General features: G+C 35.8%; 18 protein-coding genes. 4 read left to right on the top strand and 14 right to left on the bottom strand.

Features of this window, described 5'->3' with window-relative positions:
- Positions 1 to 21: 21 nt before the first annotated feature.
- From DWB61_RS06990 to DWB61_RS06975, 4 genes are all read right to left on the bottom strand, one after another.
- Positions 22 to 228, bottom strand: coding sequence for a cbb3-type cytochrome oxidase subunit 3 (locus tag DWB61_RS06990; RefSeq protein ID WP_125030183.1), 207 nt, complete (start codon positions 226 to 228; stop codon positions 22 to 24).
- Between the two features lie 84 nt (positions 229 to 312).
- Positions 313 to 2457, bottom strand: coding sequence for a cytochrome-c oxidase, cbb3-type subunit I (gene ccoN / locus DWB61_RS06985; protein WP_125030182.1), 2145 nt, complete (start codon positions 2455 to 2457; stop codon positions 313 to 315).
- A gap of 37 nt (positions 2458 to 2494) precedes the next feature.
- Positions 2495 to 2743, bottom strand: coding sequence for a cbb3-type cytochrome oxidase assembly protein CcoS (gene ccoS, locus DWB61_RS06980; RefSeq protein WP_125030181.1), 249 nt, complete (start codon positions 2741 to 2743; stop codon positions 2495 to 2497).
- 36 nt (positions 2744 to 2779) lie between these two features.
- Complete coding sequence (locus tag DWB61_RS06975; protein ID WP_125030180.1) at positions 2780 to 5260, bottom strand: heavy metal translocating P-type ATPase; 2481 nt, start codon at positions 5258 to 5260, stop codon at positions 2780 to 2782.
- 31 nt (positions 5261 to 5291) lie between these two features.
- Between DWB61_RS06975 and DWB61_RS17885 the strand changes: the two genes are divergently transcribed.
- Positions 5292 to 5426 (top strand): hypothetical protein, encoded by a 135-nt coding sequence (locus DWB61_RS17885; protein WP_262701725.1) that lies wholly within the window; start codon positions 5292 to 5294, stop codon positions 5424 to 5426.
- Between the two features lie 12 nt (positions 5427 to 5438).
- Here DWB61_RS17885 and DWB61_RS06970 read toward each other — a convergent pair whose 3' ends face one another.
- The 3 genes from DWB61_RS06970 to DWB61_RS06960 are packed head-to-tail and all read right to left on the bottom strand — an operon-like array spanning position 5439 to position 8697.
- Positions 5439 to 6350 (bottom strand): c-type cytochrome, encoded by a 912-nt coding sequence (locus DWB61_RS06970; RefSeq protein WP_125030179.1) that lies wholly within the window; start codon positions 6348 to 6350, stop codon positions 5439 to 5441.
- Positions 6351 to 6365: 15 nt separating this feature from the next.
- Complete coding sequence (gene nrfD, locus DWB61_RS06965) at positions 6366 to 7706, bottom strand: NrfD/PsrC family molybdoenzyme membrane anchor subunit (protein WP_125030178.1); 1341 nt, start codon at positions 7704 to 7706, stop codon at positions 6366 to 6368.
- Between the two features lie 55 nt (positions 7707 to 7761).
- Complete coding sequence (locus DWB61_RS06960; protein ID WP_125030177.1) at positions 7762 to 8697, bottom strand: 4Fe-4S dicluster domain-containing protein; 936 nt, start codon at positions 8695 to 8697, stop codon at positions 7762 to 7764.
- A gap of 668 nt (positions 8698 to 9365) precedes the next feature.
- Between DWB61_RS06960 and DWB61_RS06955 the strand changes: the two genes are divergently transcribed.
- Positions 9366 to 10460: a chorismate mutase gene (locus DWB61_RS06955; RefSeq protein ID WP_125030176.1), complete on the top strand. Its 1095-nt coding sequence runs from the start codon at positions 9366 to 9368 to the stop codon at positions 10458 to 10460.
- A gap of 77 nt (positions 10461 to 10537) precedes the next feature.
- Here DWB61_RS06955 and DWB61_RS06950 read toward each other — a convergent pair whose 3' ends face one another.
- From DWB61_RS06950 to DWB61_RS06920, 7 genes are all read right to left on the bottom strand, one after another.
- Positions 10538 to 12241 (bottom strand): lytic transglycosylase domain-containing protein, encoded by a 1704-nt coding sequence (locus DWB61_RS06950; protein ID WP_197091180.1) that lies wholly within the window; start codon positions 12239 to 12241, stop codon positions 10538 to 10540.
- Between the two features lie 121 nt (positions 12242 to 12362).
- Positions 12363 to 12905, bottom strand: coding sequence for a hypothetical protein (locus DWB61_RS06945; protein ID WP_125030175.1), 543 nt, complete (start codon positions 12903 to 12905; stop codon positions 12363 to 12365).
- A gap of 28 nt (positions 12906 to 12933) precedes the next feature.
- Positions 12934 to 13584 carry a DUF5683 domain-containing protein gene (locus DWB61_RS06940; RefSeq protein WP_125030174.1) on the bottom strand — a complete coding sequence of 217 codons (651 nt, stop codon included), beginning with the start codon at positions 13582 to 13584 and terminating at the stop codon, positions 12934 to 12936.
- A 23-nt stretch (positions 13585 to 13607) separates the two neighbouring features.
- Positions 13608 to 14492, bottom strand: a complete 885-nt coding sequence (locus DWB61_RS06935) for a ParB/RepB/Spo0J family partition protein (RefSeq protein ID WP_125030173.1) — start codon at positions 14490 to 14492, stop codon at positions 13608 to 13610.
- A gap of 61 nt (positions 14493 to 14553) precedes the next feature.
- Positions 14554 to 15357, bottom strand: coding sequence for a ParA family protein (locus tag DWB61_RS06930; RefSeq protein WP_125030172.1), 804 nt, complete (start codon positions 15355 to 15357; stop codon positions 14554 to 14556).
- Positions 15358 to 15596: 239 nt separating this feature from the next.
- The gene (locus DWB61_RS06925) at positions 15597 to 16598 is read right to left on the bottom strand and encodes a bifunctional heptose 7-phosphate kinase/heptose 1-phosphate adenyltransferase (protein ID WP_197091181.1); all 1002 of its coding nucleotides are present in this window, start codon (positions 16596 to 16598) and stop codon (positions 15597 to 15599) included.
- Positions 16599 to 16718: 120 nt separating this feature from the next.
- Complete coding sequence (locus DWB61_RS06920; RefSeq protein WP_125030171.1) at positions 16719 to 18941, bottom strand: APC family permease; 2223 nt, start codon at positions 18939 to 18941, stop codon at positions 16719 to 16721.
- A gap of 303 nt (positions 18942 to 19244) precedes the next feature.
- On the opposite strand from DWB61_RS06920, the gene DWB61_RS06915 reads away from it, so the two are divergent.
- The gene (locus tag DWB61_RS06915; RefSeq protein WP_125030170.1) at positions 19245 to 20399 is read left to right on the top strand and encodes a TlpA disulfide reductase family protein; all 1155 of its coding nucleotides are present in this window, start codon (positions 19245 to 19247) and stop codon (positions 20397 to 20399) included.
- Positions 20400 to 20463: 64 nt separating this feature from the next.
- Positions 20464 to 21228 (top strand): UDP-2,3-diacylglucosamine diphosphatase, encoded by a 765-nt coding sequence (locus DWB61_RS06910; protein WP_125030169.1) that lies wholly within the window; start codon positions 20464 to 20466, stop codon positions 21226 to 21228.
- The last annotated feature ends 15 nt before the right edge of the window (positions 21229 to 21243 follow it).

The raw sequence follows: 21243 nt of genomic DNA, 5'->3' as shown, positions 1-21243 counted from the left end.
ATCTCAGAATATAGGCTACAGCTATTCAGGCATTCTCTGGTTTGAGTTTGACTCTGCTCCTTCATCTTCGAGAGCATAGCTTTCCATATCTTGAAAGTAGCTTCTGTTACTCTTTTTAAATGTCCACCAAATCATCCCCATGAAAAAACTAAAAAAGATGATTAGGGAGATGCTGGGATAAAGACCAACATCTGATATACTTTGTAAATAATGACTTACTAGTTTCATACTTAATATGGTTAAAGTATAAAGGAGTAAAGGCTAAAGTAAAATGTATCAAATTACTTTATCCTTTAACCTTACAACTTGATTTTATTCTTTAACAGATATATCGCGACCCAAACGTTGTAGGTACGCAATAAGAGCAATAATTTCTTTTTCACTTGCGACTTCAACACCATTCTCCTTTAGATCAGTAGCAATTTCATCTGCCTGCTTTTTTAAATCATCAAGAGCAACAACATCATAATTCGCTGGGTAAGGAGCTTTGTCATAAGGAACACCTAATTTAATCATAACGCGAATTTTCGCTGATGTATTCTTAGTACTCAAGTCATCCTTTATCAACCAAGGGTATGCTGGCATAATCGATTGTGCATTCATCTTTTGAGGATCAAGCATATGATTATAATGCCAAACATTCGTTTTATACGTCTTCCCTCCAGGCACACCTTCACGAGCTAAGTCTGGACCAGTACGTTTCGATCCCCATAAGTGTGGATGATTGTAAACCAGTTCACCAGCTTTAGAGTAGTCACCATATCGCTCTGTTTCCGATCTAAAAGGACGAATCATTTGCGTATGACAGGTATTACAGCCTTCGCGAATATAAATATCACGACCTTCTAACTCTAGTGGCGTATAAGGTTTCACACTCTCAATAGTTGGAATATTTGACTTAACAAGGTAAGTTGGAATAACCTCGAAGGCTCCACCAATTAGGATTGCAACAGTTGCTAAAAGCATAAACTGAACAGGACGACGCTCTAACCAACGATGTAAACCTTCACCTTTAGCGCGCTTAGGTGATGTAACCAATGCAAAAGCAGAAGCATTTTCATTATCAGCACAACTACCAGAAGCAGCTGTCTTAAGAAGGTTATAAACCATTAATATTAATCCTACAAAGTAGAAGACTCCACCTAAGATTCTCACATGGTACATAGGAAGTATCTGGGTGATTGTCTCTAAGAAATTAGGATAAGCTAACAAACCATCTGGCGTAAATTCTTTCCACATTAAGGTTTGAACAACTGCTCCCCAATACAATGGAAGAGCATAAAAAATGATTCCTAAAGTTCCAATCCAGAAGTGAGCATTTGCTAGTTTATCAGAGTACAATTTAGTTTTCCACATTTTTGGGAATAGGTAATACAACATACCAAAGGTTAAAAAACCATTCCATCCCATGGCACCAATATGTACGTGAGCAATATTCCAATCCGTATAATGCGTTAATGCATTCACCCATTTCAAGGACATCATGGGTCCTTCAAATGTTGACATACCATAAGCAGTAACGGCTACAACCATAAACTTAAGGGTTGCATTATCACGAACCTTATCCCAAGCACCTCTTAGAGTCAATAAACCATTAAACATACCACCCCACGATGGAGCAATCAGCATAATAGAAAATACAACTCCTAATGATTGTGCCCAATCTGGTAAAGCCGTATATAATAAATGGTGAGGTCCAGCCCAGATATATAGGAAAACCAGGGCCCAAAAGTGGATAATTGATAATCGATAAGAGTATACCGGACGATTTGCTGCCTTAGGTAAGAAATAATACATCAAACCTAAATAGGGTGTTGTCAAGAAAAACGCGACTGCATTATGACCATACCACCACTGAACTAATGCATCTTGCACACCAGCATAAACAGGATAAGATTGCAACCAGCTATATGGAATCTCAATCGAGTTACCAATATGAAGCACAGCAACAGTCACAAAAGTGGCGATATAAAACCAAATTGATACATATAGATGATCTGCTCTTCTTCTTAAAATTGTTCCGAACATATTCCATCCAAAAACAACCCAAATAATTGTAATTGCTATATCGATAGGCCACTCAAGCTCCGCATATTCCTTACTGGTAGTAATCCCCAACACAAAAGTTACGGCAGCCGAAACAATGATGGCTTGCCATCCCCAGAAGTGTACCCAACTCATTTTATCGCTAAACATACGAGCCTTTAGCAGACGCTGAAGCGAATAATAAACTGCTGCAAAAATTCCATTACCAACAAAGGCAAAGATTACGGCATTAGTATGAACGGGTCTGATTCTCCCAAAAGAGGTGTAGGCCAAATTAAAATTAAAAACGGGGAACGCCAATTGTAAAGCAGCCAGAAGACCGACCAACATCCCAACTACACCCCAAAGAATGGTAGCATAGGCAAAATATTTTACGATTTTATTGTCGTAAGAAAAATGTTGTGTTTCCATGTATGTTATAGCTTTATTAAATTACGAATGAATTCTTTTAATTTTCCTGAGAGGATTTTGAATCATCCTCTTTTTTATCTTTATTTTCACTTTCTTCTTGTTTAGACGCACGCCCGTGAGTCTCTTCGTTTTCCTGATCTTTTATTTCTTGGTCATCGAATAAAATCCGGACCGATGGTGAATAATGATCATCATACTGCCCTTTCTTTACAGCCCACAAAAAACCGATCAAGAATCCTCCAGCTACAACCATACTCACCCCTATTAAAACAAATATTACACTCAAGTTTCAATTTTTTAATCTTGTATATAATCAAACAGCCTAATTGAGCTGTACACGTTTCTTACTTACTTTTCCAATACTTGGCAAAACATCGTTCTTTTTTAAAATTTGTTTCCCCTCCTTATTTCTGGCAAAATAACTCGTTGTAAAACTTGCAAAAGCTACAACGGATATTGAACTTATTGGCATTAATAGAGCCGCTAGAATAGGAGATAAAATACCTTGAACAGCAAAATATAAACCGAATATATTGTAGGCAAAAGATAATAGGAAACTTAATTTCACTACCCACATCCCTTTCTTCGATATGCTTAAGAAGCGTTTCAACTCCTGGAATTTCGATGCCTCTAAAATAGCATCACAAGCAGGGGAAAAATTGTAAATATCATCTGCTATTGATATACCGACATCACTCACTTTTAGCGCTCCGGCATCATTCAAGCCATCGCCAATCATTAATATTTTACGTCCTCTACTTTTTAGAGTTTGTATATATTCCAACTTATCCTTTGGGGATTGATTGAATAATAGACTAGAATTCTTTGGAAAGATTTTAGCCAAGTTAGATTTTTCAGCATCATTGTCGCCTGAAAGAACATGTAAATCATAATTTAATGATAGAGACTCAATTAACTCATTTAAGCCTGTGCGATATTGATTACTCATGATGAATCGCCCTTTCACTTGACCATCTATAGAGACATACACTTCGGTAGAACCCGATAAATTTTCAGCTTTAGAAGCTAAAATGAAACTGGCCGAACCTATTTTCACCTCTCTGCCTTCAATATGCCCAGAAAGACCTAAGGACACCATTTCTTTAAAATCATGAACCTTTCTGGAAGTCGACATTTTTAAATGATCGTAAAGTATCGTACTTAAAACATGAGATGAATGTCGGGATAATGACTTGACTGCATCCAAATCTTGTTCGCTTAATGCTTCACCTTTATACTTAACTCTAACGGCATCAGCCTGTGTAATCGTTCCTGTTTTATCAAAAACAATGGTATCAACTCCACTTAAAGCTTCGACGATATCAGCCCCTTTCAAATAGATCCCTAATCGTCCAAACATTCGCATCGTATTACCCAATGCAAACGGAGATGACAAAGCTAAAGCACATGGGCAGGCGACAATCAATACTGATGTAAAAGCAAATACAGCTTTTGATGTGTCGTGCAATAACCAATAAAAACCAGCTAGAGCACCAATAACAATTATTGTAAGTGTGAAATATTTACTTATCTGATCAATCAAAGAATTCAACTTTGAAAAATAAATTTCTTTCTCTTCTGACTGATTCCAAAGTTGCGTCAATCGAGATTGAACAACCTCCTTTTCAATACACATTTCGATGGCTCCTCCCACTTGCTTGCCGCCCGCAAACAAGTGATCGCCTATTGATTTTAAGACAGACCTGGATTCTCCTGTTACAAAACTATAGTCGATTAAAGCTTCACCTTTGGTCAGTATAGCATCAGCAGGTATCAATTCCTGATTTCTAATTAAGATCACATCACCTTTTTTCAGTTTATTGATCTGTGTGCTTTCCTCTTCACCCTCTATAATTTTACTGACAGCAACGGGGAAGTATGAACGGTAATCACGTTCAAAAGACAAGGCCTGATAGCTTTTACTTTGATACCACTTCCCAATAAGTAAAAAGAAAATCAAGCCAGCTAGGGAATCCATATAACCAGAACCTGTGCTAGTAAATATTTGAAATGAAGATTGAACAAAAAGCGTAATAATACCTAAGGAAATGGGCACATCGATATTAATAAATTTGTGTTTTAATCCTTTGAATGCAGAAATAATATAATCGTTCCCACTATAAAACAGAACAGGCAAAACAAGAATAAAATTCATCATTCCAAAGAATGATTTGAAATGACTTTCTAGATATTCTGAACCTGGCACATACTCAGGTAAACTAAGTAGCATAATGTTACCAAAGCTAAAACCAGCGACTCCTATTTTGTATAAAAGTTTCTTATTAGCATCCTGATTCTTTTTTTCTTGTAAATCATCAAGTGTAATTTCAGGAATATAATGGATAGAAGCTAAAAGCTCAACCAGCTGACGAAGACTTAATTCATTTGAATCAAAAGTAACCGTAACTTCTTTTTTAACGAAGTTCACCGTTGACTTAAATACAGCCTTATTTAAAACATTAAGATGCTCAAGCAACCATATGCATGAGCTACAATGTATACCAGGCGTGTACAAACTTACTTTACGTATGGCATCCTCTGAAAATTCGTAAAGTTTTGAACTGATTTCCTCATCATCAAGAAAAGCAAACTTCTCTTTAAACTTCCCCTCTTCAATTTTGATCCCTGGTGTCGATTCAATATTGTAATAGGAACACAGCTCATTTTCGTTCAGGAGTTGAAAAACGGTAGAACAACCTGAGCAACAAAATGGCTTACCATCCCAAATTACAGGATGTTTACCACAATCGTCACCACAATGGATACAGGCTTCGTTTTTTGTATCTTCAGCTATATTCGTCATATTGCAGACTCATTAGTCTTAATCGAAAACAATGTTCTCAGATTCAACTCTTATTTATATAATTGCAGGTGTTACTCTTGCACACTTCCTATTTGGGATAGGCTATTTACTTTATAAGTTAGGCTTTGCTCCCAAAAAGAAAAAAGATGATGAAGAGTCAGAATAAGTTATAACCTGATTAAGATTTAACTCTCATTTTCGACAATTGAAACACCTGGAATAGAACTAGAAAAATAACACTCCAAATACCAATTACTCCCAATACATAACTTGCAATAATCCAAATTGGAGCATTTGCTCGCGTCCCCCACATGGCTCTTTCATCAAGAGGGTTTTTAGGATTTGTTGGAACCGCAATTGATAAAACTCGTTTTTCTTCTACTGGTCCGTAATTATCTTCATCAGTCAGTTTAACCAAAAGATCAACCTGTCCTTCTCTATCGCCAGGAAGATCAGTTGGGAATTGAATTAACAATTCACCATTTGCATTGGTATAAGCTTCTTCACCTGATATATCTAATTGTCCAAAGGTTCTCTTAACGAGAAAGCTCATTTCAATACCTTCCAAACCAACTCGTTTCCCATCCTTTTTCAAGCCAGTCAATTGAGCTCTTAGTTTCTTGTTATCTGCGTCAACATTGAGTTCAATCTTAACATCAATCACTTCAGGATTCACAACCGCTTTTGCAACCACTGCTTTCTTTTTATTCTTATCGAAAGAACGCAAATAAGCAATAACCATCCACTTACTTTCATCATTCAATGTATTCTCGAAAGTCGGCATGGCCCCTTTACCAGTTTTAATCTTGTGATAAATTTCACCATCAGATTGAACTAAGAAATTCTGAGAACCTAAATCGGTTGGAGCAGGAACCAAAGGCAACATATTTGCCTTAGTCGGATCGCCATGGCATGATTTACAATTGGTTTGATATACTTTTTTCCCTGAACTAATATTCTTCTTGCTCAGTTCGTATGGGTTAAGTTTCTTTTTTGCAGTAGCAGATACTTTCCAATCCTCAGCAGATGCCGAATTCATAAAGGCAAATACAAGAACAAGAGTCGCTAATATAGTGGATAAGTTTTTCATTTATTTCTTGATTTATTATTCCTCAATTTTATAATCAATTCCCTTCTGATCAGCAATCTCGCAAATAGGTACAACTGGAAAGATTTTTGCCAAAACGGTGATAATTAAAAGTGCCAAAGCGAAACTCAATACTGTAACCGAGATTTCAATTGACGATGGGAAATAATGTTTAAAATGATCGGGAACATTCTGAACAGGAAGGTGTGGGTGTAACATAGTAGGAATTACAATCACATAACGCTTAAACCAGGCACTAGCAATCACAAATAGAGAAATAATCATAATTGGCATTGGCTTTCTGAAACGCTTATTCACCATCAATATAATAGGTAATATATTCCCAAAAAGCTGTGAAGACCAAAACATAATTGCCCATGATCCGAAAAACAATTCCTTAAGGTGAACGCTATCTCCTGATTTCATTTTATATCCTGGAACCAAAAACTCATTCACATTAAAGTATAAATAAACCAAACAAACCGCAACCATCAACTTACCCATCTTATCAAAGTGTAGATCGGTAATATAATCTTGTAACTTATAGTTAACTCTGAAAAAATACATGGCAACAACAAGGGCTGCAGAACCTGCCACAAAAGCACCTGCTACGAAATAAGGTCCGAAAATAGTTGTATCCCAACCATTACGAAGCGTCGCTGCAAACAACCATGAAGTAACTGTATGAATTGCTAAACCAACCGGAACAATTAAAACCATCAAGGTTCTAATCATCTTATGCAGATGTTTGTGTTGTTCTGGTGTATTGGTATATCCAAATGATAGAATATTATAGACTTTCTTTAAAATAGGAGAGGCATTCTTCATCTCTTTTTTGCAGATCGCTAAATCAGGAATCATAGGCAAGATCAACAACAGAGTACTGATTACTAGGTAGGTGGTAATTACAGTAACATCCCACAATATTGGAGACTGAAAACGCCCATGAATCAGAACATTAACCACTCTATCAGGACGACCCATATCTAAAATAATCACCAAACCTGCCACCGCAACGAATGCAACAGCAATAATTTCGGCGATCCTAGAAATTGGAGTAATCCAATCAACCTTCAGTAATCCAAGTATCGATGAGATTAACATCCCAACCAAACTAACTGCAACAAAGAATACAAAGTTGGCGATATAGAGTCCCCAGGATACATAGTCTCGCATTCCAGTTACGCCAAGACCATCGCGAAGTTGAACGTAATAAGCCCAAGTACAAACAGCAATAACTGTAACCAGGAAAACAATCCATAATTCAAGTCCTTTATGATTTTGCATCGGACGAAGGATATCTTGTTTTAATTTTTCAAAGGAAAGTATTGTTTCTTTCGATTTTGTATTGTCATTCATAAGTAAAATGATTTTTCTATGAATATATAATGTATCGTATCTTTATGATTTCAGATTAATGAAGGTTTTCCTCATTCAATAAATCTCCATTGAATTCAAACGCTCTATTCTTAGGAGGTAAATAATAAACTCTTGGCTTGGTACCAAGTTCTTCCATCAAAGTATAACCTGCATTATCCTCAATCAACTTCGAAAAACGAACGGTTTCGCCACTGGTTCCGTTAGTTACTGCATCTTCATTCCTATCTCCAAAATAATAAACGCCATTAGGACAAGCAGAAACACATGATGGCAACTTATCTTCACGTAGACGATCGGCACTAAATAGACATTTACTTACCGTCCCTTTTTTCTGAGGAACGTTCGCCTCAATATTATAGGTTAAATCTTTATACTTTTCGGCATCCTTTGGTTCTGTCCATTGGAAAATACGAGCCGAGTAAGGACAAGCCGCAATACAAAAGCGACAACCAATACAACGCTCATTGTCAATCAAAACAATTCCATCCTGACGCTTAAAAGTTGCATCAACAGGACACACTTTCGTACAAGGTGGGTTATCACAATGCTGACAAGGCTTAGGCATAAAATAAGGTGCAGTATGATCAGAATCCTGCATCTGAAGGACATTAATGTGATGCTGCTCTGGTCGTAACTGATGATGGTTTTGACAGGCAGCCATACACTTTCGAGCATTTCTACATTTACTTAAATCGATAACCATTACGAATGACTTACCAGCAATGCCCTCACGGCCTCTCCTTTGTAACTCATTAAGAGGCTCATTAACCGTCGGACGAAGTTGGTTTTTATCAACCTGAACTAATTGTCCATCTGCTGTAAGCAAATTAACCATCTCTTCTGGTTCCTGAGCTGCGGCTTTAGCTGCACCTAATAGTGAAAAACTACTCACAACGCCTGCAGCGCCAACTGTTACTCCAAAGCTTTTCAGAAAATTTCGTCTACCCTTATCGGAAGTTTTTTGTGTCATATCTCAAAAATTTGCTCTGTCACGATTATGGAATACCACATATTGATCTACCTTATCGTATTTATAAAATGTGCATGAATACACTTTAAATATTAAAGTTAAAATCCTGAAAACATGGCTCCATTCTTATCCGGAACCGTTTGCAAAACATTCAAAGATAAATAATATTTTCAGTTTTTTTAACAATTACTATCTCGTGATAAAAAATAAAATATGATAATAAAAAACAATCTAACAATCTGGCATTAGGCTATAGCACTGTGCATTACAAACACATCTCACTCTCCATAAACTCGCTAATAAAATAAATACTTAAACATACAACTAAATCATTACAGATCCGCTACTCTTAATTATCAACCATTTACGTGCAATATTCAATCAAAAATTAGTCCAGCAGTTTAAGACAAAAAGCTTTATTGATTTTTCTAAACAACTCATAAAGCATATCTATCACGTAAAAATAATGCAGCATATTCATATCGATAAAACACACAATCACTGAAACTTACGTCGATCCAGACAAGGCCTATTAAATTATCAATCATGTTTTACAAGACATTATGCGAATCAGTTGATTTAGAATTTCCTTAAAACAATTAAAAGCGTAATTTTGTGCGGATCTTTCAGCCGAGAATAAACCTATACATTTGGCTTAACTTAAGACTATGAACGAATTAAACAATTTGAAACCCATTAATGAGTGGTTTAAAAAATTAGACAGCCGTCCTATAATAATTAGTGGACCTTGCAGTGCTGAATCCGAGGAACAAGTCTTAAATACTGCTCGCCAATTAAAAGAAATTGATCAAGTTAAGGTTTTTAGAACTAGAATATGGAAACCTAAAACTCAATCAAATAGTTTTGAAGATAGGGGGGACAATGCTCTTAACTGGTTAAATCAAGTCAAACTAGAAACTGGCTTACTAACTATGGTTGAAGTTGCATCACCTAAACATGTAGAGATGTGTTTGCGTCATAATGTTGATATTCTTTGGATTGGAGCCAGAACTACATCCAATCCATTTTCTATACAAGAACTTGCAAGTGCACTTCAAGGAATGAATGTACCTGTCATGATTAAAAACCCTCTTAATCCAGATATTAATCTTTGGATTGGGGCATTGGAACAAATCAACAAAGCTGGCATTTCAAAACTAGCAGCTATTCATTGTGGCTTCTACCCTTTTGAACAAACTAGTCTTCGTAATATTCCAAAGTGGGAAATTCCAATTGAATTAAAATCCCGATTTCACAACCTCCCTATGATTTGCGATCCAAGTCATATTGCTGGTGATAGAAATTATATTCGGGAGATTTCTCAAAAAGCTCTCGATCTAAACATGGATGGATTGATGATTGAAAGTCATTTTAATCCAGACACAGCCTTAAGTGATGCTGAACAACAATTGATTCCTTCAGAACTTAATACTATTTTAAATAGTCTAATTTGCAGATTAAGTATTAAAGATGGAGAAGATTACAATCCACTTGATCAATATAGAAATCAAATCGATTCTATTGACGCGCAGATTATTGAACTTCTTGCTCAGAGAATGAATACGGTTAGTGAAATTGGTGAATACAAATCTGAAAAGAACTTAAATATTCTTCAATTGAAAAGATGGGAAAAGGTTAGAGAGCAAGGTACTGAATTAGGGAAATCCTTAGGTCTATCAGAAAAATTCTTAACTCAATTACTTAGAATGATTCATAAAGAAGCCATTCTCATTCAGAACGATGTTATGAATGATAAAAAATAAAAACCTTAATAAAGAATAGTAAAAAAGCCAGTAGATATTAATCCACTGGCTTTCTTATTAATATTCTAATTTGAGATTTAGCTTTTCTGTCTAATTTTCAATTTTTGTCCAACTTTTAAACTACCAGCATCCGAAATGTTATTCATTTTCATGATGTCAAAGTTTGATATACCTGGAAATTTTTTTGCTATTGTCCAGAAGTTATCATGCCTACGAACGGTATAATAAACGTAATCACCGCCATCTTCAGACCTAGATGTTTCAACGGTACTTGGCTTTTCAACACTTGCGACATAGTTCTTTCCTAAAGTGGCTTGTTTTTGGGTTCTAGACATCGAATTGAAGGATTTATAGAACGAAACCTTTGATTTAGGAACATAGACAGCTAAATTCTGTCCAACTCTAATCATATTCTTATGAATATTATTCCAGTATCTAAGGTCGGAAGGTCTAACATGAAACCAAGATGCAATTAGACCAACAGCATCACCTGACTTCACCTTATAATAGACCTTTGCTTTCCCATTAGGTGCAACATGGGCAAATTTTTGGTATCTGTCACGAGGATTAACAAGCTTATCCTTCAAGTTGAAATAATACTCTTTTTTATAAGATGTAATTGAGTCTTGATTATCAATAAAGGCCATAGCAGACTCAAATGGCACCTTTAAAGAGTAAGGCTTATTAAAAGCTGGAATAATATCAGCTCGATACTGAGGATTCAATTCACGCAATTTCTGTTTTGAAACTGGAGTGAACTGTGCTATTTGATCAAAGTGTAATTGTTCCTTTATCATTAAAGTATCGCAAACCTCTGGAAATTGATTCGGTCGTGGATACAGTCCATGTTCTTCGTGAAAGTTGAAAGAGTATAGTGCAGCAATAAAAGCCGGCACATACCCTCTTGTTTCTTTAGGTAATCTGTAATAAATATCCCAATAATTCTTCTTTCCTCCACTTCGGCGAATAGCCTTATTTACATTTCCAGGACCACAATTGTAGGCAGCAATTACCAAAGGCCAATTACCATACATCTTATACAAATCCTTTAGGAACTTAGCAGCAGCATAGGATGCCTTTATAGGATCACGTCTTTCATCAACAAAGGAATTCACCTCCAACTTATACATTCTACCCGTAGAGTACATAAATTGCCACAAACCCGATGCGCCAGCTCGAGATAATGCTTGAGGATTAAGTGCAGACTCAATAATTGGCAAATATTTCAATTCCTGAGGTAAACCTTCTTTATCAAGAATTTCTTCAAAGATTGGGAAATAATATTCAGACATTCCCATCATAAGTTCAACTTGCTTTCTTCTTCGCTGGGTGTAAAGCTCAATATAATTTCGTACAATTTTATTATATGATAAATCAAACATAGAAGGGATAGATTGCAATCTCTTGATGTAAACTGAGTCGGCTAACTGTTCCTTTATATATTTTGTCTCAGGGCCTTCATAGGCTTCTGTTTTAATTGCATTTTCGGCATACCAGGCATTAACTAACTTATCTAAGTTGCTCTTGAATTCTGGTTGTATACTATCATTTAAATCCCATCGTACATCAACGGGATTGATTTTCAGAAAAGCTAAAGAATCTTTTTCGACTGCAGGAGTCATATCCTCTTCTTCAATTAGCGGATTTTCAACTTCACTTTCCTGAGCAATAAGCTCAGAAGAATCAACTACAGCAGACGAATTGTCTAAAAGTGTTTTACTCGTAGAGCAAGCCATACTTGCAATAAGAGCAAATGAATAAAGGGAATATTTAAATTTCATATTTGCTTTTTTCTTTTCTATTTTTTCTAAAATAGTGCCTCGTGCACTATCTACTCTTGATTATACGCATTCAAGCAAAATATATTGCTCCACAAATCTTAAAAAAAAGTATAATCACCAACTACTGTAAAATATCGAATAAGGATTCAACCAACCAACTCTTACTATTCACTTTGATATAGTTCTCCTTATCTATTCCTGACAAGCCTAATTGTACTGCATCCTGATTCAAATTGAAATACCTTCTAGCCTCTTTTGCAATTTTTCTTTTCTGAGCATTATTTAAAAGTTCAGGCTGAAATTCAGGCCAGCCAGAAGCCGTATCCAAATCGATATCTAATGAATCTTTCTTCTCAATAAGAGACTTAAAATACCTAACAAGCTTATCAACATGCTTCGAATTCTCTTCAACATCCTCTTCTTTAATATCCACAATCTTTAAATCCGAAGCAGAAGTGATATACATCACGTATTTTCCGTTCTCAAAATGGATAGTTGCAGAAGTGAAATTCTGATCTAAAATATCTGAAAACAATAAAAACTCTTGCTGCTCTCTCTTATCTATTGTATCACCAACAACTGAGTGTAATACAATTAACTTATCCTGTGCGATTACAGATAAGTTTACGATAACAATAAAAGCAAGGCTTAAGATTATTCTCATATATTTCTGGTTTTGAAATTATAAGTTACTAAAAATTAATCCGGCAGGAAAGACCTAAGGTACTACCACTTACTGGGGAATAATTCATTTTAGGCTGAACGGTCATCGACAAATCATCGTTGATATTGAAATTGGTAAAATGAGCATCAACAGTTGCATCGATAATATTAAGGACATAAACACCAACCAAAATAATATAACTTAAATCTCTATCTCGCTTATATTTATCCTTACGATTCTTTAATTGAGTCTTAAACCAAGTATCAGTATTCTTATTTTTAAGAGACAAATCATAATTCAAAAATTTCTCATAACGTTTAGAAGTTGGCTCCGTAAGAGTACCTCCCTCTGGCTGATATCGGTAATCATAAAATTTTGAAAAATCAACATAGCCATTTTTGTAATCATTATACTGTGTGGTATTCCAACCAATGGCATAAAGGGTCACACCAATACCTCCGTACAAAATGGGCAGTTTCCAGTATTTCCGATTATAAATTTGGCCCAGACCTGGTAAAATAGCCGAATAGATTGTGGCTTTATGTGGCGAATGTTCCTTTACTTTTATCGGCGTATAAACAGAATCAGATTCTATTTTTTGTGCTTCAGCATTCTGTCCGGAAACCAGCACAACAAAGCACACTACTACGAATAAAAAGAGTGTTTTAAAATAATTCAAAATCGTATTTTTTTGAGTTTTATTTATGATTTCATCTGGTCGAGAACGCCTAAGATACGTTCCAAATCATCATCCGATTTAAAAGGAATAATAATCTTCCCATTTCCTTTATCACTGCGTTTCATGTCAATTTTAGACCCAAAATGCTTTGATAAATGCGCTTTAAGACTTTCATACTCTTCAGCTAAACGAACTGGACTGGTTTTCTCTTTTACGGGAGTGCCATTATTGGCTTCACGCACCATTTCTTCAATTTTCCTTACTGATAATTCCTGATCTGCAGCCATTTTAAAAATGGACAGCTGATACTCTCTATTATCAACATTTACAAGAGCACGAGCATGTCCCATAAGAATTTGCTTCTCGCGAATCCCTTTCTGAATTTCAGCAGGAAGTTTCAAAAGACGCAAATAGTTTGATATGGTTGATCGCTTTTTTCCAACGCGATCACTCAAACTCTCTTGTGTTAAATCACACTCGTCAATCAGTCTCTGATACGAAATTGCAATCTCAATAGAATCTAGATCTTCACGCTGAATATTTTCAACTAAAGCCATCTCAAGCATTTTATCGTCCTCAGCAAGACGAACATAGGCTGGAATCTTTGTTAATCCAGCAATTTTAGAGGCACGTAAACGACGCTCACCTGCAATAAGTTGAAATGAATTGCTATTGAGTTTGCGAACAGTGATAGGTTGAACAATTCCAAGTTCTTTAATCGATTTGGCTAATTCATTTAAAGCTTCATCATCAAATTTGGTTCGAGGTTGAAAAGGATTCACCTCAATTTTCGATAGCTCAATTTCATTACTTAGTTCATACTCCTGACGTGATGGACGATTTTGAAAATCATCTCTATCATCAATCAAAGCTCCTAAGCCTCTACCTAATGCACTCTTTTTAACCATAACATATCATTATAAAATATGAATTCGACCAGACTTTTAAACCTAATCGAATTGCATTTTCTTATTTCTTATTTTCGTTTTCTTGATGCACTTCTTTAGGCTCAGCATTATTCTCGACAAGCTCTCTTGCTAAATTCAAATAATTAATAGCTCCATTTGATTCTGCATCATATAAAATAGCAGGCTTGCCAAAACTTGGTGCCTCTCCTAGTTTTGTGTTTCGTTGAATAATCGTTTCGAAAACCATATCCTGAAAGTGCTTTTTAACTTCACTGACCACTTGGTTTGAAAGGCGCAAGCGACTATCGTACATCGTTAATAAGAAACCTTCAATTTCCAATTCAGGATTCAATCTACTTTGAATAATCTTAATGGTATTTAAAAGTTTACCTAAACCTTCTAATGCAAAATATTCACACTGAACAGGTATTAAGATTGAATCAGCAGCAGTTAAAGCATTTACAGTGATTAATCCTAATGATGGAGAACAATCGATTAGAATATAATCGTAATCATCACGAATCAAATTCAAAACATTCAGTAGAATTCTTTCACGATTAGCTAGATTCAACATCTCAATTTCAGCTCCAACCAAATCGATATGAGAAGGAAGAATATCCAAGCCTTCCATATCTGTTTTAAGGATTGCATCTTTAGGATTTGTACCATCAACAATACACTCGTATAAGCTATTTTCAATTGCACGAACATCAAAACCATAACCCGATGTTGCATTAGCTTGGGGATCAGCATCAACGATAAGAACGCGATGTTCCAACACGGCAAGACTAGAAGCTAGATTGATAGCTGTGGTTGTTTTTCCAACACCACCTTTTTGATTTGCAAGAGCGATTATTTTAGCCATAAACAATTCCTATTTTAATGAGAGAAAACGAATATGATCCGCCTCTCTATTGTAGATACAACACTTACCTTCAGCACAAGTAGAACATTGATCGAAGCCAGCATAATCTCTTATATCCTAGTCTTATCAGTTCTTAATTTCGCTAGTTTCAAAGATAGTATTTTAAAAGACATTTAAAATTTAGAGCCCCCCAGACTTATTAAAAATAAGCTGAAAGTTATAAACAATTTTAAATGGACTTAAGCCTCTGCATAGAGTTTTAAACTCTCAGCCAACAACTGCGCCTTATCAATAGGAATAACAACCGGAATCTCACAAACAATACCCCCTGCAAGGTTTGATATTGCTGCGATTTCTGCAGCGTTCATACCAGCAGCCAAACATAGCGTAGCTACTGAAATAACGGTATCTCCTGCTCCTGATACGTCTGCAATTTTCCTAACAACGGCTGGAATATGCTCGAATGTATTTTCATTACTGATAAACACACCTAATTCCGAAAGTGTAATCAATAACTTTTCAACGCCCATTTCAGTCTGAAATTGCTTCGCGGCTCCAAATAAACCTTCTATATCGCCTTTTTTTAAACTCAAATTGGAACCTTCAAGAAATTCTTTAAAGTTTGGTTTAAATAAAGTCACATTTTTATAGTCCAAATAATGACGTTTTTTAGGATCAACCGAAACAGGAATTCCAAGTTGTTTAGCCTTACTCGTTACCGTCTCGATTAGCTTCCTAGTGATTAGTCCCTTGTCGTAATCTTCAAAAACGATAGCATGAATGGTTTGATTCGTCATCAAATCAAGAACATGTTCAATAAATGACTTTTCCGTTTCATCAGCCAATTCATGTGTATCCTCTTCATCAATTCGAATCACATGCTGATTGTTGCTAATAAATCTGGTTTTAACAGTTGTTCTGCGATGAGAACTCACAACAATGCCCGATTGCTCTTGCTGAATCTCAGATAAAAGTTTGACAAAATCTTTACCTCTATCATCATCACCAATTACAGAACACAATATGGGATTAGCTCCAAGCGATTTAATATTCAAAGCCACATTAGCAGCACCACCCAGTCTATTTTCGCGACTTGAGCATGAAAAAATGGGCACTGGTGCTTCAGGAGAAATACGATCGACCTCGCCCCATGCGTAGGCATCAACCATAACGTCACCAATAATAAGAATATTGTAATCGGAGAAGGATTCGAAAATACGATTCAATTCAGATTTATTCACAAGCGGTATTTTTTTTTGTTTGCCCAACAAAGATAAACAAATTCGAATCTTTAAAAATAGGTAGATGTAGCTTTAGATTTTTTTAAGACATCGGTCATTTGTCATCAACCCAATTAACATCTATTCAATTTCTTTCTTTGTATTAGCATTCACAAATAGAATATGACCTAAGCTCTCATACCCCTTAAACATTTCAGCTCCTTCGTGCTTGATGATATCACCTCTAAAACCGATCAAGGTTAAACCTGCATGTTCTGAACGTTCATTAATAAGATCTTTAGGAGAAACATCCTCTTGCGCTATTAACACCTCAACATTCGTACTTATAATAGGTAATCGACCCGAAGCGATCATTTCATCAAGACTCTCTCTAACCTCCTGAGCCTGTTCGGCCTTGCAAATATTAAAAATCTTAATATCGGCCTTTTTCCAATCGGGATGTCCAGCAATAATAAAGCTCAATAAAATCATCAAATTTGCATTATCCGCATCACTGGGTTTAATCCAGATATGAATATCCGACTTCAGTTTAAAACGACGGTGCGAAGAAGCCAAGACACAGAAATCAAAATTACCTGCATTAGCTAAAGCATAATTATCTATAATCTCACCTAAATTCTCAGCATTCTCTTTGTCGTATTCGAAAATCACCATATTATTTTCCATACCTGCAACACCAGGTAGCTGTATCGCTTGAGCAATAGCCGAAGTATATGACGGTGAAATAATGGTGTCCACAAAAACATGATTGCCCACATTTTCAGAACGACTCACCAATAAATCAAGTTCCTGTTTTGCTTTCTCATGCGTTGCTCTGGAATAGTATCCCTCAATTCGATGCAGATAAGTTCCAAAACCATATTTGTAGGCAATCCAGTTTAATAATTTAAAAGCCGTATCCCGTTCAAAAGAATCCTTTGATATACAAATGGCGCTTGGTCGCCACTCCTGCACACGTTTTTTCCCTGCTTTTTGCAGAAACACTTGTACATTCCTATGGAGCTGATATAATGAATTCAAAAAAATTGAGGCTAATCCATGCCTATCTTTATGATAGTAATTCATATACAAATAGGTCAAAACCATCAGCATAATTGCCAATAAAGCATATATCGTATTAATCTTGAACATGACCAAAACCGAGACAATAAAACCTAGCAAAGACAAAAACCATTTCGACTTAAAAGAAGGTCGGTAACTAGGTGATGAACCAAAATGATTTAGAAAAGATATTAAACAAAGCGCACCATAGGTTACCATGAAAAACATAGATATAATCTCAGCAACAGCGTTTATATCACCCAGGAATACAAAAAACAGAGCAATCAAGCACGTCACTATTGAAGCATTTATCGGTTCTCCATCATTTTGACGTCCTTTTGCTAACCACTTATTCAGCCCTTTTGATGGCAAAGATCTATCAACCGAGAGAGCTTGCAAAGTTCTTGGTGCCACCATTACTGAACCTAAAGCCGACGAAATGGTTGATGCAGCCAAACCCAAAGGGATTGCAATAGCACCTCCAAGGGCAATTTGCCCCATAATCAGCTGATTATCCAACAGATCCTGAACACTAGCATATTGAGCTAATTTATACACAACTAAAACATAAATGATCATACCAATAAATGTAGCAGCTGTTGTGCCCCAGGGAATCGATTTGGCAGGATTTTTAAGATCTCCTGAAAGTCCTACACCAGCAGTCATCCCGGTGAAAGCTGGGAAAATAATGGCAAATATGACATAAAATTGATCTGCATTTCGAAACTCGGCTTTAAACAAAGAAAAATCGGAACCCGACGCATGAGCTGTATCCCCAAGAAAAAATAAGAGAAGTGATCCAAAAAGAATGGCCGCTACAAAATAAAGAGCCTTAACACCCAAATTAGCCCCTTTTTTTAGAATCAAAGCCGATAAGATTAACATGGCAGGGACAGAAACGACTTGCCTGGGCAAAGACAAATCGTAAGTTGATAAAACCCAATTAAAAACAGGTTCAAAAGCTTCGGTAAAAGCAATGACATAAAAGGCAACCGAAATGGCCTGTGAAAAGAATAGAGCCAGACCAATTGTGGCTCCAATATTTAAACCGAAAGAACGTGAGATAATAAAATATTCCCCCCCGCCTTCAACTCGCTTATTGGTTGCAAGCTCCGAAATAGCAAAAGCTGTTGGTATGGTAACCAAGTGCCCCAGTAGAATAATTAAAATCACACCCCAGAAACCAAGGTTCCCAACAGCATAGCCAAATCTTAAGAATAAAACTGCTCCTAAAATGGTTGATATCGCTGTAAAGAAAACAGGTGCCGTTCCGAATTTCCGTTTTTCTAATCCCTCTTGCATAGCTTCTTAATGTTTATTTTAACTTTCCTTTTGTACTAAAATTAAACTTTTTATTTGGTCATACTAATCTTTCATAACAAAACTTCTAGGTGAAAACTCGAATTTTAAATACTTAGAGACTTAATCTGTTCAACATTTTTAAGTGCTAATACAGGAAATTATTACTATTTTCGGCTTTAATTATCACATCAAGATTTTTAACAATATAGCTTTACTAAATATTAGCGACAGACATAAATAAACCAATATTAATCTGTTAATTAACAAATAAGCTATATTTAAAAGACATAAAAACGAAAAACAATGAAGAAACTATTATTTGCACTTCCTCTATTACTTCTGTTTGCATGTAATCAGGAACCTACTGTTAAAATAAAAGGTAGCATTAAGAAAGGTGAAGGAATTACTCTGTATCTTGACAAGCTTCATACAGCTCGCGTAGAAACAATTGATTCAGTTAAGCTTGACAAGAATGGTGAATTCAGTTTTAAAACAAAATCGTCACAACCTGAATTTTATTTATTGCGTTTATCTAATGGTAAATTACTAACCCTTTTAACAAGTCCTGACGAAGAAGTTGAAGTAAACTCAATTTCTACTCATATGAACCAGGCTTATATTGTTTCAGGTTCTACAGGTTCAGCTTTTGTTAAAGACTTAAATGATAAGCTAAAAGAAACCAAGGATAGTCTAGCTGTTATCAGAAAAGAATTACAGGAGAAAAAAGCAGATCCAAACTATTCAAGTATTTCTCAGAATTTGTTGGCTAAATATATTGAAGTGATTCAAGATCAAAGAGAATTCTCTGCCAACTTCATCATGAAAAATGCGACTTCTCTTTCAAGTTATTTAGCACTTTATCAGAAAATTGATGATAACACCTATACCTTGAATGAAAATGACGATATAAAGTATGCTAAGGTTGTTGCTTCATCGATGAGAGCCTTATACCCAGAACACGAATACACAAAAGCTGTGTTGGCAAATCTGGAGACCATGCAGAAAAGCTTGGATAACTTGAAAATTAAAAACCTGATTAAAGAGAAAGGTGCAAATTATCCGAACCTTAGTCTTAAGAATACCACAGGAAAAGAGATTAATCTAAATTCTTTACATGGTAAATTGATTGTTTTAAGTTTTTGGGCATCACAAGATGTTAACTCAAGAAAGCAGAATATCACGCTAAAGAAAATCCACGCAAAGTATAAAAACAATGGTTTAGAAATCTATCAAGTTTCTGTTGATCAAGATGCAAAACTATGGAAAGAAGCTATTGAAAAAGATGGTTTAAATTGGATAAATGTTTGTGATACTGAAAATGGCAGTGCTTTAGCTGTCCGCAACTTCAATGTTCAACAAATTCCTGCAAACTACATCATCAGTAAACAAGGTGATATCGTAGGTAAGAACCTTTACGGATTAGCTCTTGAAGAGAAAGTTGCTCAATACATCAAATAAGAAAATAAAACATTGAGTCTGGAATTCAACCAGACTCAAAACTATAGCTTAATTAAGCAAACGTATGACAACTGGGAAAAAGATATATTTTGCTTCTGATGTTCACTTAGGTGCTCCAGCCTTAAACAACAACCTTCAACGTGAAAAGTTGTTTGTAAAGTGGCTCAATCAAGTGAAAGAAGATGCTAAAGCCATTTATTTAATGGGCGATATTTTTGACTTCTGGTTTGAGTACAAAAGAGCAGTACCCCGAGGATTCACAAGAGTGCTTGGGAAGCTTGCTGAGATATGTGACTCTGGAATAGAAGTGCATTTTTTCACGGGCAATCATGACATTTGGGTTTTCGATTACCTACCACAAGAACTAGGAATCATTGTTCATCACAAAGAATTCAGGACGGAAATTGAAGGTAAAAAATTCTTTCTGGCCCATGGTGATGGCCTGGGACCATACGACAAAGGTTATAAAATGCTTAAGAAAATATTCACGAATAAATTCTTGCAATGGTGCTTTGCCCGATTACATCCCAACTTTGCAATTGGCTTAGCTTTAAAATGGTCTTCGCACAGTCGACTGAGCGATGGCAAAGTTGAAGCAGATCAATTTAGAGGTACAGCAAAAGAATGGCTGGTACTCTTTGCAAATGATATTCTAAAAAATGAAGATTTCGATTATTTTGTATTCGGACATCGCCATTGGCCTTCAAATATAGAACTAGACAAAGGAGCTCGTTACATCAACACTGGTGATTGGATTTCGCACTTCACTTATGCTGTTTTCGATGGAGCAAATATGGAGCTCATGAACTTTGAAAAACCTGAAGCCTAGCTTTATTCTCATACA

The organism is Ancylomarina euxina (genome assembly GCF_003863355.1).
GTDB classification, from domain to species: domain Bacteria; phylum Bacteroidota; class Bacteroidia; order Bacteroidales; family Marinifilaceae; genus Ancylomarina; species Ancylomarina euxinus.
The sequence above is the reverse complement of the archived record's forward strand: the minus strand, read 5'-3'. Positions and strand labels throughout refer to the sequence as shown.

Excerpts from the sequence above, each read along its gene's own strand:
- DWB61_RS06990 (WP_125030183.1), bottom strand. The coding sequence starts at position 228 with ATGAAACTAGTAAGTCATTATTTACAAAGTATATCAGATGTTGGTCTT.
- ccoN (WP_125030182.1), bottom strand. The coding sequence starts at position 2,457 with ATGGAAACACAACATTTTTCTTACGACAATAAAATCGTAAAATATTTT.
- DWB61_RS06975 (WP_125030180.1), bottom strand. The coding sequence starts at position 5,260 with ATGACGAATATAGCTGAAGATACAAAAAACGAAGCCTGTATCCATTGT.
- DWB61_RS17885 (WP_262701725.1), top strand. The coding sequence starts at position 5,292 with ATGTTCTCAGATTCAACTCTTATTTATATAATTGCAGGTGTTACTCTT.
- DWB61_RS06970 (WP_125030179.1), bottom strand. The coding sequence starts at position 6,350 with ATGAAAAACTTATCCACTATATTAGCGACTCTTGTTCTTGTATTTGCC.
- nrfD (WP_125030178.1), bottom strand. The coding sequence starts at position 7,706 with ATGAATGACAATACAAAATCGAAAGAAACAATACTTTCCTTTGAAAAA.
- DWB61_RS06960 (WP_125030177.1), bottom strand. The coding sequence starts at position 8,697 with ATGACACAAAAAACTTCCGATAAGGGTAGACGAAATTTTCTGAAAAGC.
- DWB61_RS06955 (WP_125030176.1), top strand. The coding sequence starts at position 9,366 with ATGAACGAATTAAACAATTTGAAACCCATTAATGAGTGGTTTAAAAAA.
- DWB61_RS06950 (WP_197091180.1), bottom strand. The coding sequence starts at position 12,241 with ATGAAATTTAAATATTCCCTTTATTCATTTGCTCTTATTGCAAGTATG.
- DWB61_RS06945 (WP_125030175.1), bottom strand. The coding sequence starts at position 12,905 with ATGAGAATAATCTTAAGCCTTGCTTTTATTGTTATCGTAAACTTATCT.
- DWB61_RS06935 (WP_125030173.1), bottom strand. The coding sequence starts at position 14,492 with ATGGTTAAAAAGAGTGCATTAGGTAGAGGCTTAGGAGCTTTGATTGAT.
- DWB61_RS06930 (WP_125030172.1), bottom strand. The coding sequence starts at position 15,357 with ATGGCTAAAATAATCGCTCTTGCAAATCAAAAAGGTGGTGTTGGAAAA.
- DWB61_RS06920 (WP_125030171.1), bottom strand. The coding sequence starts at position 18,941 with ATGCAAGAGGGATTAGAAAAACGGAAATTCGGAACGGCACCTGTTTTC.
- DWB61_RS06915 (WP_125030170.1), top strand. The coding sequence starts at position 19,245 with ATGAAGAAACTATTATTTGCACTTCCTCTATTACTTCTGTTTGCATGT.
- DWB61_RS06910 (WP_125030169.1), top strand. The coding sequence starts at position 20,464 with ATGACAACTGGGAAAAAGATATATTTTGCTTCTGATGTTCACTTAGGT.